The organism is Pseudomonas sp. RW407, assembly GCF_003176655.1.
Classification (GTDB): Bacteria; Pseudomonadota; Gammaproteobacteria; order Pseudomonadales; family Pseudomonadaceae; genus Pseudomonas; species Pseudomonas delhiensis.
The window spans coordinates 212,973-226,770 of the sequence record NZ_QGSL01000088.1 but is presented as its reverse complement, the minus strand read 5'-3'; the positions used below and the strand labels follow the sequence as shown (position 1 = coordinate 226,770).

Below are 13,798 nucleotides of genomic sequence, written 5' to 3'. Positions count from 1 at the left end.
CTCGCCATGCGTGGAATGGCGCCGCCAGCCCCGTGGCCTGGGGCGGATGCTCCGCCCGCAATGGGTCATCGAGCGTTCGCAATGCCTGTACCGCTGCCTGGACCTGTCCCATGTGCCGTCCAGCGGGAGGGCCCAGGCCCTGGCCCTGAAGCTCGCCGGCCTGTCGCCGTTCCGCTTGCCGGGGCACTACGCGGTCTGGCGTGACGGCTGGGTACAGCTGTGGCTCTGGGACGAACAGCAGCGCCAGGGGCTTGCCGCTTCGCAGGAGGCCATGTCCGGCTGCTTCTGTTTGCCGGAAACGCTGCTGCAGGTGCCGCCGGCAACGACTCCGGAGTCCGTCGTTCGCCTGGTGTGCGTCCAGGGGGGCGTGGACCTGCAGGTCTGGCGGGCCGGCGTGCTGCGGGCGAGCGTCTTCCAGGATGGCCTGCCGCTGTCCATTGGCGCCTGGCAGGCGCTGCGAGGGGTTCCCGGCGTGCATGTGCCCGAGCGACTGGAGGCAGAAGTGGTACCCAGCCTGGAACGTCCCTGGGCTTCCGGCGCCAGCCTGGCGGGGCGGGACTGGGAGCGCTGGCTGCCCTACGGCATGGCGGCCACCCTGCTGGCGGGCAGCGCTTTCAACCTGACGCAGGGGGCGCAGTGGTGGTGGGCCGAGCGTGGTGTGGCGGGGCAGCAGGCCGCACTGGCCCAGCAGGTCGAGCCGGTGCTGGCGGCGCGCACCCGCGCCACGCAGGCCGAAAGCGAAATCCAGGCCCTGCTGCGCTTGCAGGATGCGCCGTCGCAGGTCGAGCTGCTGCGCACGGTGGCGGGGTTGCTGCCGGAGGATAGCCGCTTGCTGAGCTGGCGTTATCGGGAAAACACCCTGGAGCTGCTCATCGATACCCGCCGGGCCGACCCGCGGTTCTTCGTCCAGCGTCTCCAGGAGGGCGGCAGGTTCCAGGACGTCAGGGTGGAGCCGTCGCCCAGGGCCGACGGCTTGCAGTTGGCCATGAGCATTCGCCAGGGGGAATAGATGGACGTTCGCTTGAAAGACGCATTGCCCCACTGGACCCGGCTGCGCGAGCAGTGGCGGGAGCAGCCCCGCCTGCGCCTGGCGGGCTGGCTGGTCCTGGCGCTGCTGGCCGCCCACCTGCTGTTGCTGGGCAGCGACTGGCGCGATGCCCGCCGCCAGGCGTTCGAGGAATCGGCCAGGCGCCTGGCTCAGATGCGTGCGCTGGCCAGCCAGGGGGATTGGCCGGACCGCGCCGTCCAGGCCGAAGACGTGCGCAGCGCCTTGCGAAAGCGCCTGTGGCAGGCACGGAACCCCTCGTTGGCCCGGGCCGACGTACAGGCCTGGCTGGATGCCCAGGCCAGGCAGAGCGGCCTGCAGGATGCGCGCATCTCGGTATTGCCGCCCCTGGACTTCGACAAGGAGGATGTCGGCGCGCGGGTTCAGGCGCAGTTGCGCGGACGCTTCGAGCCGAAGAGTTTCGGCCGCTTGCTGCATGCGCTGGAAAGCGCGGAGCACTGGGTGAGCATCGTCGCACTCGAGTTGAACGACCGCGGTTCGCCGTCGGTGAACCTGCAGCTCACTTTCCATTTTCGTCCGGACGGAACGCCCCCTTGATCGGATTAGGGCGAATGCTCAGGCCATGCCGGCACCGCCAATCGTTCGTATTCCCTGGTTGGGAAACTTCCTTCATGGAAAACGGCAAAGGCAGCATTTCCGTAGTGACAGAATTCCGCGCTCAACATGCTTCGAATGCACCCTTTCCTTCGCGGTATCGATTCATCGGTTTCCTATGACTTCCTCCCACTTCCGATTGGCCGGGGCAGCGCTTGCCAGCGGCATCCTGCTGGCGCTGCTCTGGCAGCCACCGGCAGAGGTACCGGAGGCCCCGGTCGAGGCTGCGCAGTGGCGGCTACCGGAGGTCCGAGCGGTCTCCCGCAACGCCGGCGTTCCCGCGCAGATCGCCGGCATGCCCTGGTGGGGCAGCGCCGGGAAGGCGGCCGAACAACCGCGCTCGGCGCGCATCAGCGTGGACGAGAAGGGCGTGGCCCGGGTCAAGGTCCAGTGGCTGTTCCGTGGGGTGGTCACCGAGGGCGAGCAGCGCTTCGCCCTGATCGCCAAGGACGCCGCTGCACCTCTGTTGCGCTATGCGCCCGGCGACCTGCTGCCGGGAGACGAGCGCCTCGAGCGGATCGAAGGGCAGGGCATTCGTTTCTCGCTGTCCGAGGATGGCGCCACCCAGGACTTTGAAAGGAAACTCTATGCCCCCCTCGAATGACGCCCTCGCAGGCTTTCCCCGGCGCCCCCTGCTGCTCGCGATCTGCCTGGGGTTGTTGGGCGGCTGCAGCACGGCACCGCTCCAGTTGCCCGCGCCCTTGCTGGAGCAAAGCCAGGCGCGGGAGGAGAGCCAGCCGCAGGATGCGGCCGCAGGGCCTTCGCAGCGCCCGCGGCAATCCACGGGGCCGCAGGTGGGCCCGACGCCGGCGCCGCCGGCCGGGCCCGTTGGCGGGCTGGTGGACAAGGCCGATCGCCTGGTGCTGGACGACAAGAATGCCGACCTGCAGGTGAGCGTCGAGGACACTGCGCTGCCGAGCTTCATCAACGAAGTCTTCGGCAACCTGCTGGGGCTGTCGTTCGAGATCGACGACAGCCTGAAGAAGCGCAACGACAGGGTCACCCTGCGCCTGGAGCAGGCGCAGACCCGGCAGACGGTCTACGACATCGCCTCGCAGGTCATGGCCAATTACGGCATCGAGATCGTCAAGCAGGGCGACATCCTGCGCTTCCAGATCAAGCAGATCGGCCTGAGCCCCGAGGAGCCGCCGATCCTCGTCAGCGGCGAAGCGCTTCCGGACGTGCCCAATGCCTACCGGCCCGTGTTCCAGTTCATCCCCCTGCACAACGTCGATCCCAAGGACGTGATTCCCTGGCTGAACAATGCATACGACAAGTCCGGGCTGTCGGCCACCGCGGACAACCCGCGCGGCGGGCTGATGCTCAAGGGCATGGCCTCCCTGGTCAAACAGGCGGCGCAGGCCGTGCGGCTGCTCGACCAGCCGTTCATGCGTGGGCAGCACAGCCTGCGCATCGACCCGGCATTCATCACCTCGGCGGAGATGGCCAAGCAACTGAAGACCCTGCTCCAGGCCCAGGGCTACAGCGTCGGCATCGGCGAGGCTTCCGGAAGCGTCGTGCTGGTGCCGCTGGAAAGCTCCAATGGCCTGATCGTGTTCTCCAACCAGCGTCCCTTGCTGGACCTGGCCCGCGACTGGGCCGGACAGGTGGACCGGGTGCCGCTGGCCAGCGCGGTGGATTCCGCAGGGGCGGGGGCGGAAAGCGAAGGATTGTTCTTCTACGAAGTGCGTAACACCCGCGCCACCGAAGTGGCCCGCTCGCTGCGGGCATTGGTCTCCGGCCTGGGGGGCAGCGGCGCCTACGGGCTGACGCCGGGCCTGGGCAGCAGTGCCTCGAGCCGCGCTGCGGCCGCCTCTGGCAGCAATGCCGCACCGACAAGCCCGGTGCCCGGTCGCGGTGCTGGCGACATGGGCGGTGGCCAGCCCGGCGTCGCGCCGCTCGTCCGCCTCGCTGGCGCCCAGGCCCTGTTGTCTGGCGGTAGTAGTAGCCTGATGGATAGCCTGGCGGCTGGCATATCGGGCGGCGGCACCATCGTCGAAGACCAGAACCGCAACGCCATCCTGTTCCGTGGCCCGGCCAGGGTCTGGCAGCAGATGCAGCCGCTGCTGCGGCAACTGGACAAGCCGGCGCGCCAGGTGCTGATCGAGGTGACGATCGCCAGCGTGACCCTGGGTGCTAACCAGAACGCAGGCCTGGAATGGTCCTTCCTTGGAGGCGCGGCAAATACCGATTCCAGGTTCAGCCGTGAAATATCAGGAGGAGCCGGGGGCTTCAAATACCTGATCAATACCGCCGGTGGCGCCAAGGCGGAACTGACGGCGCAGGCCAACGACTCCCGTACACGGATCCTGGCTACGCCACGCATCCTCGTGAAAAGCGGCGAGCAGGCCAACATCAACGTCGGTACCGATATTCCCATCGTGACCGGTCGGCAGACCGATGGCAGCAACACCGGCGGAAACTCCAACCTGCTGCAATTGATCTCCTATCGTTCCACTGGCGTCATCCTCAATGTTTCCCCGGTCGTCTACTCGAACAACCGGGTGGACCTGACGGTCAGCCAGGAGGTCAGCGATGGCGGCGCCGCAGGGGCCAGCGGGGGCGAGGGCGGCGACATTTCCTCTCCGCCGATCAAGCGGACGTCGCTGGAAACTTCGCTGACCCTGCAGAGCGGCGGCTCCATCTTCATGGGCGGCTTGATCAACGAAAACCATGTGGACAGCAACGCAGGCGTACCGTGGTTCAAGGACCTGCCGGTCCTGGGCTACCTGTTCGGCAAGCAGTCCCGGACGACGTCCAAGGACGAGGTGGTGATGCTGATCCAGCCCTATGTCATCGATGGGACGGAAGACGCCAGGGAGATCACCGAGAAGCTGCGGCGGATGATCGAACCTGCGATCGGCTGCGACAGGCCGCTGGCGGAATGTCGTAGCTTGTGAATGGTCGCCCCGAGTGCAGCGGGGCACTGTCCGTACGGCGGCTTCATGCGCGCAGGGGGTGCTGTCCGTGAAGTCGCCCGTCTTTCCGGTCTGATCCGCTTTCGGCGGGCTCCGCCGCAGAGACGTCGATGCCTGGGTGGGCTGCTGCATCCTTTCCTTCTATCACACGAAGTTCCGCTACATGGGCGAGTACATGGCTCGCGGCGGGCTGGAGGTGCTTTTCGTTCAGAAATACTTCATTTGGCTCTGAGAGTCGTTGAACTTTCCGAGACTTTTCTTCGGCTTTTCTTAGGACTTTGATTCCTTGCTATGTAGGTATTTTCCATATTTTTGGTATTTGGGTGTTTGCAAGGCTTTGTCCGTTGTTTTGAGGAAAACCCGAATATATAAAGCTGCCTGAAGCTAGTGCTGTCTTGGTGTTGGCTTGCGCTGTTCCCACATTCAGTCAGGCATGGCTGTAAGTTGTGGAAGGGCGCGAAATAAATCATATGGCCGTATTGCGTTTTCCTTGTTCTGCCCGGTCGGAATTGGCTGGGTGGTATTCGGCGAGCCTTGCCCGGCGCGGAGCTCAGGGTGTCATTTCCGCTTCAGGTACGAAAATAAGGTCCGTATGTAATTTGTCGTCGGCGACCCAGTCGACCGGCTGAATGGAAATTCCAGAAAAGTTAGGAGCTTGAAATAATGTTGAAAAGAACACTGCTGAGCGCGGCTATCGTCTCTGCCATGTTCGCCGGTGCGGCCAATGCCGGCGTCGTCAGCATCGTCGTTGGTCAGAGTTCCAACGGGACCATTCTCCAGAACTCTCCGGGGGCCGATGATCAATATGCTCCGGGCCAAGCCAACTACAAGGAGGGCGTGAGTATCGAGACCGGTGCGAACTACGTCAGCCGCGCCGCAAACATCACCATCGCGCAGGAAGTCTTCGGCAACCTTTCCGAAACCACCCAATTCGACTTGCCCGATCTCAAATACGCCATCGACCTGGCCAAGGCGGACAAGGTCGCCGTCGGCCATACCGTCAAGCTGACCCTGGATCGTACCGTGGCGCAGTTCGCCAACACGATCACCCCCAACCAGATCCAGATCGGTACGCTGCCGGCCGGCGAAGGCTTCGCCATCACCAGCGGCACCGGGGTCAACACCCTCAGCCTCACGCTGGACAGCGCCGGCGCCGCGGAAATCGCGAAAGCGGTGGCCGAGAGTTCCATCGTTCACTTCAACTTCCGCACCAACAACACCTCCAACGAGCAGCCTGCGCGGGTCGATCGCCTGCGTGCCGCCCTGCAGGGGGACGCGACCTTCCTGAGCCAGTCCAACGTCGACATGCTGGACGATCCGCTGAACGAGCGCCGCTTCAACGTCACCGTTTCCGCCCAGCTGGACACCACCACCGGCCCGAACGGCGGCGACGCGAAGAACAACGACTCCGCTCCGCCGCTGATGGTATTCACCTCCCTGCCGGCGGTCTATTGGGATGTCCTTAATGTCAACGCATGGGGGCAGTACCAGGTTCTCCACTCGCTGGACCTGGCCAACCAGGACAAGAGCTTCGACACCAGCGTTTCCGCCCAGCCGGAACTGACCGATCCCACCAACTACGGCGTCAATTACGCTCGTCTGGGCAGTGTGCGCCTGGGTGTCAACCAGGACGTGCTGAACGAAGACGGCCGCAACGTGTTCGGCTTCAACGGCAGTGACAAGCTGTCCAGCTACGTCAGCGGCAACTTCAGCGGCATCGACTCGGTGGGGCTGACTGCCGGCACCTGCCAGGGGTTTGCCGATGGTAGCGCCGCTGCCGCTCACTCCTGGAGCGCTGCCGATATCCTGGCGAACACGGGGGCCAATGGCGTAGCCAGGCTGCCGCTGAGCCTGGTGAATGGCGACGTCAATCAGACCTACAACGTCTGCGTGAAGTCCAATGGCGTCGACGCGATGGTTGCCCAGCAGAGCTTCGCCGTAGGTCCGCTGAGCATCGACTTCGGTAACGTCCGCTACGTCGACCGGGTGATCAACGGTGGTGAAATCGACCACTTCTGGAAGAGCAGCTGCGTCGCCAGCCTGTTCAACCTGCCGGCCGCCAACAACGCCGATGCGTTCTTCATCCGTCTGACCAACACCAGCGACAGCGGTCGTTCCGGCAAGGTCCGCGGCGTACTGTTCGACCAGAACGGCAAGCGCTACCCGGAAGTCGGCAGTGCCTACATCGTCGACCAGAGCGGCAAGGAAGTCCTCCAGGCCCACGAAACCGGCGTTTACAGCGTGGAGCAGGTCGCTTCCGCCTTCGGTGTCAATGGTAACGACTGGAATGGCGTAGGTGGCCGTGCCCGCCTGGTGATCGAAGGCGAGTTCCCCACCTGCGAGGCGCTCGGTCTGATCCGTACGCCGAATGGCACCCTGGTGAACATGACTTCCACCACCCAGGGCAACTTCAACGGCGATTCCGGTCCGTCCACCACTGTCAACCATCGCGGTGGCAACAACCGCAACTGATCTCCGGCTTATGCCATGAGGTCGTGGAGAGGCGATGCGAATCGCCTCTCCACTTTTTTCGATGCGCGATGTTTTCACTGGTGTAGCGATGAATGTGTTGGTGACAGGCGGAGCGGGCTTCATTGGCTCCCACGTGGTCGTGCACTTGCTGGAATGGGGGGCCGATGTCGTTGTTCTGGATAGCCTGGCCAACAGTTCCCAGGCCACCCTCGACACAATAGAGGCCCTGACCGGCAGGTCCCTGCGTTTCGTGAAGGGGGACGTTCGAGATATCTCACTGCTTCGGGAGCTTTTCTCCGAACACACCATCGATGCCGTCATCCATCTGGCGGGGCTGAAGTCCGTGGAGGAAAGCGTAAGGCTGCCACTGGACTACTACTCCACCAACGTCGGCGGCATCCTGACGTTGCTGGAAGCGATGGAGGAGGCGGGAACCCGTCGCCTTGTCTTCAGTTCGTCCGCCACCGTCTATGGCGATCCCGAAAGCGTCCCCGTTGCTGAAACGCATGCGGCAGGGCGGGCGGTCAATCCCTATGGCCGAAGCAAGTTCTTCGCCGAGGAAGTGATCAGGGACTTCGCTGCGACCGACCCAGGCTGGGCGGTAGCGATACTGCGCTATTTCAATCCCGCGGGTGCCCACGCCAGCGGCCTGATTGGCGAAGACCCCAAAGGCCAGCCGAACAACCTGTTGCCCATCGTTGGCCGTGTCGCCGTAGGCCAGCAGCCGACCGTGGGGGTATATGGAAACGATTACCCCACGGCCGACGGTACGGGGGTACGCGACTACGTGCACGTCTGCGACCTGGCCCAGGGGCACGTGCAGGCCCTGGACTTTCTTTTCCGGCACGCCGGCGCGCATGTCTGGAACATGGGCGTGGGCCGGGGATACTCGGTTCTGGAGGTCCTCAAGGCATTCGAATCGGCATGCGGCAAACCGATACCTTATGAGGTTCGCGACCGTCGCTCGGGGGACATTGCGGAAAGCTGGGCGGATGTCGCCAAGGTGGAGAGGGAACTGGGTTGGAAATCCCGCAAGGACATCGGGCAGATAGTGGCCGATGTCTGGCGCTGGCAGACGTCGGGCCTGGACGCATGACGCTTTCAGGCCGGCCCGACGCGGGCGACCTCGGCTTCCGACGGTTGGCGCTGGTTTCGAACCAGGCCTTCTCGATCGTCAACTTTCGCGGCGAGCTGATTCGCGACATGGTTGCCAGGGGCGTGGAGGTATACGCCTTTGCGCCCGATCACGACGATCACACCAGAAGGCAGCTTCGCCAACTGGGGGCGACGCCGGTGCGGGGTTGCATCGGGCGCAGCGGCATGAATCCGCTCACGGCGCTGTGGGCAGTCGTGAAAACCGCATGGCAGCTACGTTCCTGCCGGGTGGATGCCGTGTTCAGCTACTTCCCCATGCCGGTGATCCTCGGCGGCCTGGCCGCCAGGTTGGCCGGGGTTCGTATCGTCTATTCGATGATCGAGGGGGCTGGCTACGTCTTCTCGGAAGTCGACGCATCGAGCCCGGCCAGAGGATTGTTGCGCAGACTCGTGCGCCAGCTCTATCGCATCACCCTGAAATCATCCCGGCGCGTTTTTCTGCTGAATGCCGATGACTACGCGCTTTTCGTGCATGGCGGCCTGGTAGCGGCGGAAAAGGTCGTGCTGTTGCCAGGCATCGGCCTCGACCTGACGCATTTCCTTCCATCGCGTCCGCCGGTGAGCCCGGTCGTCTTCATCTTCGTCGGCCGCCTTCTGCAGCAAAAGGGTATCCAGGACTTCGTCGAGGCTGCCCGCGCCCTGAAGGCGGAGCACCCCGAGATCGAATGCATCGTCCTTGGCGACACGGACGTGAATCCGGACTCCATCCGGCGGGAGGAAATTCTCCGCTGGAACGAGGAAGGCTCCGTGCGTTGGGTCGGCTGGGTGAGGGATGTGCGGGGCTGGCTGAACGAGTCCAGCGTCCTGGTGCTGCCCTCCTATTACCGCGAGGGCATTCCGCGGTGCATCCAGGAGGCAATGGCACTGGGGCGGCCCGTGATCACCACGGACTGGGTGGGCTGCCGGGAAAGCATCGTCGACGGCGTCAACGGCTTTCTGGTGCCGATCCGCAGCCCTGCGGCCCTGAAGCAGGTGATGGCTCGTTTCATCCATGACCCCGGACTCATTCTGCGGATGGGAAAGGAGAGCCGGCGGATTGCCGAAGCGCGTTACGACGTTCGTGAAATCAACAGGAAAGTGCTGGCGAGCATGTAGTCGCCGGCCAATGGTAACGAGATGAGTGTTGAGCGATACCCCATGATCCAGGTCGCCGGGCTTGGGAAGTGTTTCCATCTGTTCGACAGCCCCGGCAAGCGTTTCCTGCAGGCGCTGTTCGGCAAGCGTTTCAGCTTTCACCGCGAGTTCTGGGCCTTGCGTGACGTTTCGCTCCAGGTGTCGGCAGGTGAGGTGGTGGGCATCATCGGCCGGAATGGCTCAGGAAAGTCGACCCTGCTGCAGATCATCGCGGGGACCTTGCGCGCGTCCCGGGGCAAGGCGCAGGTCCATGGTCGGGTAGCCGCGCTGCTGGAACTGGGGATGGGGTTCGACCCCGAGCATAGCGGGCGGGACAACGTGATCTTCAACGCCATGCTGCTCGGCATGAGCCGTGAGGAAATCGCCGGAAAACTGGAAGAGATCATCGCGTTCGCCGACATAGGCCCCTTTATCGACCAACCGGTCAAAACCTACTCGAGCGGGATGTACGTCCGCCTGGCTTTCGCCCTGAATGCCCATGTCGACGCCGACCTGCTGATCGTCGACGAGGCCCTTGCGGTTGGCGACGCCGCCTTCCAGTTCAAATGCCTGAGCAGGCTGGACGAGTTGTTGGCCAGGGGCGTGACCATCTTGCTGGTCTCCCATGATGCGCAGTTGATCAAAGGCTATTGCAGCCGGGCTATCTACCTTAGGGATGGTCAGGTTGCATTCGACGGCGATTGCGAGACGGCTTGCGAACTCTACCAGCGCGATAGCCAGGCGGGTGCTGCTGTAGACCGTGTGGGTGAACGCGGTACCGACCTTGCGCTTGGTAATGGAGGTTTGGCGTTTGGCAACGCCAAGGGGCGGATTCAGCAATTGCGTCTGGGAACCGCCGGAGAGTGGCGTGAATCTTTCGATAGCGGTGAACGGATAGTGGTCGAGGTGGTGGCCAGGCTATTCCAGCCTGTATCGAGGCCGAGGATCACCTTGGTTCTTCGTGATCTGCGGGGATACAACCTTTACGCATTCAACAATTCGCATCAGGGCATCGAGTTGCCGACGGGGGACGATGGACTTCTGCATGTACGCATCAGCTTCGCTGGCGATCTGCAGGCAGGCGACTATGCCCTGACGGTACGCCTGGATGACGCGTTGACGGATGAACTCTGCGAACTGCTGGACAAGCAGGTGAACGCAGCGACTTTCCGAATCAACAATCCCATCAAGCGTTTCGATGCCGTGGTCAACCTGCATGGCTCCTTCGAGTTGCTGCACGCACCATGACCCATTCACTTCCTGATCGAGTCGCTCCTGGCTTCTGCGTGGTATTCGTTACCCATGGCGGTGCGCTCGAGTACAAGGCAGCGTTGCTGGCGACCTCTCTCAGAGCAAGGCTTGGAGAAAAGGTCCCCATCCTGGCCGCCCTGGCCACTCCCGCGTCGTCCTGGGGCGCGCTCAGCGAAGCTTCGCACAACCTGTACGACCGCCTCGCCATTCCTATTCGGGAGATCGAGAACCCCTTCGGTACGGCGTACCCCATCGGCAATAAGTTCGCCGCTCTGGCCCTGGGGGAGGGGTATGAGCACACCTTGTTTCTCGATACGGACATGTACTGCCTGCACGCGCCGGATTTCGATGCGCTTCGTCAGGCCGAAGCGGCGCTGAAGCCTGCGGATATGGCTCTGGTACCCACCGACGCCAACTACTGGGGGCGTCTGTACGGGGTGCTGGGGCTCGATCTTCCGCAGATGCGAGTACTGGCCAGCCATGATCAGGAGGTCATGCCCGGGTATTTCAACGCCGGCTTCATCTGGGTGCGCGATGCCGGGCAATTCGCCGCATCCTGGTTAAGGGTGGCCAAGCGCCTCGTCGAAGAGCCGGGGCTTGAGCACAAATGGCCCTGGCTGGACCAGTTGGCACTGCCGCTTGCCCTGGTGCAATTGCAGAAGCGGATACGCTCACTGGATGAGCGCTACAACTTTCCATTGCACCTGAAACCATTGGGCAAGTCGGGGAGGGGGCCTTTCTTCTGCCACTATCACGACCTTCCGGTGCTGGCGCGTGAACCTGAGTTGCTGGGCGACATGCAAGGGCTCCAGCAACGTTTCCCCGAACTGGCCGAGGTGCTCCGGCAATCCGTGGATGTGCGGGCCTATTCACCCGCCTGGTTCGCCGGTTCTGGTGTCAGCCCGTGCCTGGAGGATGCTGGGCGTGATCTGCTGATTACCGGCCTGCCACGTAGCGGTACCAGCCATCTGTGTCGGCTGCTGTCGGAACGTCGGGACACCGTGATCATCAATGAGCCCGCCGAGGTGTTTCCGGCACTGGCGAGCGGTGCCACTCCGTGGGGAATTCCGCGGCTGTATGGCGAACTGCGTCGTGACCTGCTGGCGGGGTTGCCTGTGCCGAACAAGCACGTGGAGGGGCGTCTGGTGGACGATACCGCCCGCGAGTTCGACCACCGACTGCCTTATCGGGCGCAACTCCAGAGCAGGTCTTTCACCCTGGGGACCAAGAACACCTTGGCGTACCTGTCGCGTCTCCCGGAGTTGCATCGGGTTATGCCCGACGCCACCTGCATCGCGCTTGTTCGCCACCCCTACGACAGTCTGTCTTCCTGGAAGCGGACCTTCGAACACCTGCGTACGGCGGCGGTGCAGGCACAGCCAGTCGGCCATCCGGACGATCCCGGCCTGAGCGGCTGGCAGCGCAAGATGCTGCGGGAAGTCGTGGCATGCGATTGCCTGCCTGTGCGCCGGGCGCTCTGGTGGCGCTACCTCGCCTGCCAATTGCTGGAAATGGAGCAGCATCTGCGCTGGATGCGATACGAGGATCTGGTCAGCGAGCCTTCCGGCATGCTCGATCGCTTGCTGGGGAGCGCTTCTCTGCCGGATCAGGCTCCACTGTCCTGCCTTGGTAACGAGATGGACGAGCATGAGCGTGAGCTGGTCGCCGCCGTGGTGAGTGACGTTGCCGGGAGTCTGGGATATGTACTTTGACGGTCGTACCGATATGGGGGAAATAAAAGGGCACGAGATGGACGCCATGCCGCCGGTGATCAGCCTTGTGGGCGTATTCGGCAGCGAAGGCATACGGGCCCAATGGAGTCTATGGGCCTGTCAGCGCATGCGTCGATGGACTGCTTTCCATGGCCTGTCGGTCCAGTTGGTGGTGGTACTCGACCGTCCTGACTACGATACCCGGCGGATCGTCAATGAGCATCCGGCTCTGCAGCCGACGGACCGACTGCTGGAGGTCGAGCACGGTGACCTGTCCCTGGCCCGCAATGCCGGCATAGGCCTGGCGGAGGGCGAGTGTCTCGGTATCTTCGATGGCGACAGCTACTGCAGCGCCAATTGGCTGGTAGAGGCGCAGAGAGTCGTACGGCGTTGTGGAGGTCGGGTGGTGGTGCACCCCGAGTATCTCCTGCATCACGACCAGGCCTTCTCCTATGCCCGTTGCATCGATCAATTGGTGGATGCTTACAGCTCGGCGAGCTGCTTCAAGAGTTATCCATGGGGCGCCATGGTTTTTGCCCGTCGCGAGGTATTCGAGGCCGTGCCCTATCAGCCTGTGTTCACCGAGCAGACGGGCTTCGCTTTTCCTGACTGGCACTGGGGGCTGGAGGTCATCGCTTCCGGTCGCGCCCACACCCTGGCTAGCGGTACTGCCGCCTTTTGTCGCGGAGCACCCGAGGCGCTCCCTGTCCAGCGCAAAGGGACAGCCGGCGTACCCAGGCCGGGTGTCTTCTTTTCTCGTCACTTGTCGGAGGTCGGTTGAGACCATGTCCAGGTCCTGCGTGGTTATGACCTTCCATCGCGAGCGCACACTGGGACAGTGGTCGCTGTTCGGCTTCGAACGCATGCGTAGCCATGCCGAGCTGTTCGGGCACGAAGTACAACTGTTGGCAGTACTGGACCATGCCGATCCGTTCACGCTGCGAATGGTCCGCGAGCATCCGGTATTGCGTCCGACGGATCGAGTCATAGAGGCATCCCTGGGGGATCCTGGCCTGGCGCGCAACCTGGGAGTCAGTGAGGCGGACGGCGAACTGATCGGCATTCTCGATGGCGACGACTATTGTTCGGCGAACTGGATTACCGAGGCATCGAGCGCCCTGGCTGCGCAGTCTGGCGAGGTAGTCGTGCATACCGATTATCTGCTGACTTTCGGCGAGTCCTGGGAGTTTTCCCGGCAGAGCGATCAGTTAACCGGGAAGGGGAGCCCTGAGACCTGTTTCAAACACCATCTGTGGGCCTCGACGGTGTTCGCGTCTCGGGAACTGTTCCTGCGTTGCCCCTATCGGGAGGCGAACATGGCCAGGACCGGCTTCGGCTACGAGGACTGGGACTGGAGCCTCGCTACCCTGGCCGCCGGAGCGCGCCATACCACAGCGCCGCAGACGGCGTTGTTCTATCGGCGCAAGCCTGCCGGTTCCCGGCAGAGCGCCGGCTTGCGACAGCAGGTCGTCGTGCGCCCGGGGCCATTCTTCGCCGATGGATTCTGGAAGTAAGAG

At 63.4% G+C, this 13,798-nt stretch carries 11 protein-coding genes; all 11 read left to right on the top strand.

Annotated elements, in window-relative coordinates:
• Positions 1-10 precede the first annotated feature (10 nt).
• The 11 genes from DK254_RS34310 (at position 11) to DK254_RS07560 (ending at position 13,795) form a co-directional block, all read left to right on the top strand.
• A complete protein-coding gene (locus DK254_RS34310) occupies positions 11-1,009 on the top strand; it encodes a hypothetical protein (RefSeq protein WP_177412033.1) in 999 nt (332 codons plus the stop codon).
• Positions 1,010-1,021: 12 nt separating this feature from the next.
• Positions 1,022-1,603 carry a hypothetical protein gene (locus tag DK254_RS07605; protein WP_256595825.1) on the top strand — a complete coding sequence of 194 codons (582 nt, stop codon included), beginning with the start codon at positions 1,022-1,024 and terminating at the stop codon, positions 1,601-1,603.
• Between the two features lie 175 nt (positions 1,604-1,778).
• Complete coding sequence (locus DK254_RS34305) at positions 1,779-2,264, top strand: hypothetical protein (protein WP_177412032.1); 486 nt, start codon at positions 1,779-1,781, stop codon at positions 2,262-2,264.
• Positions 2,248-4,560, top strand: coding sequence for a type II secretion system protein GspD (locus DK254_RS07595; RefSeq protein ID WP_109933287.1), 2,313 nt, complete (start codon positions 2,248-2,250; stop codon positions 4,558-4,560). Before DK254_RS34305 ends, DK254_RS07595 begins: the two co-directional genes overlap by 17 nt.
• 681 nt (positions 4,561-5,241) lie before the next feature.
• Positions 5,242-7,050: a hypothetical protein gene (locus DK254_RS07590; RefSeq protein WP_109933286.1), complete on the top strand. Its 1,809-nt coding sequence runs from the start codon at positions 5,242-5,244 to the stop codon at positions 7,048-7,050.
• A gap of 88 nt (positions 7,051-7,138) precedes the next feature.
• Positions 7,139-8,146 carry a UDP-glucose 4-epimerase GalE gene (gene galE / locus DK254_RS07585; RefSeq protein WP_109933946.1) on the top strand — a complete coding sequence of 336 codons (1,008 nt, stop codon included), beginning with the start codon at positions 7,139-7,141 and terminating at the stop codon, positions 8,144-8,146.
• Complete coding sequence (locus tag DK254_RS07580; protein WP_109933285.1) at positions 8,143-9,300, top strand: glycosyltransferase family 4 protein; 1,158 nt, start codon at positions 8,143-8,145, stop codon at positions 9,298-9,300. Before galE ends, DK254_RS07580 begins: the two co-directional genes overlap by 4 nt.
• A gap of 42 nt (positions 9,301-9,342) precedes the next feature.
• Positions 9,343-10,566 carry an ABC transporter ATP-binding protein gene (locus tag DK254_RS07575; RefSeq protein ID WP_109933284.1) on the top strand — a complete coding sequence of 408 codons (1,224 nt, stop codon included), beginning with the start codon at positions 9,343-9,345 and terminating at the stop codon, positions 10,564-10,566.
• On the top strand, positions 10,563-12,281 hold the full coding sequence (locus tag DK254_RS07570) for a sulfotransferase (protein WP_109933283.1): 1,719 nt from the start codon (positions 10,563-10,565) through the stop codon (positions 12,279-12,281). The genes DK254_RS07575 and DK254_RS07570 overlap by 4 nt, the downstream gene beginning before the upstream one ends.
• Complete coding sequence (locus DK254_RS07565) at positions 12,271-13,062, top strand: glycosyltransferase family A protein (RefSeq protein WP_109933945.1); 792 nt, start codon at positions 12,271-12,273, stop codon at positions 13,060-13,062. The genes DK254_RS07570 and DK254_RS07565 overlap by 11 nt, the downstream gene beginning before the upstream one ends.
• A 25-nt stretch (positions 13,063-13,087) precedes the next feature.
• The gene (locus tag DK254_RS07560; protein WP_158546405.1) at positions 13,088-13,795 is read left to right on the top strand and encodes a glycosyltransferase family A protein; all 708 of its coding nucleotides are present in this window, start codon (positions 13,088-13,090) and stop codon (positions 13,793-13,795) included.
• The last annotated feature ends 3 nt before the right edge of the window (positions 13,796-13,798 follow it).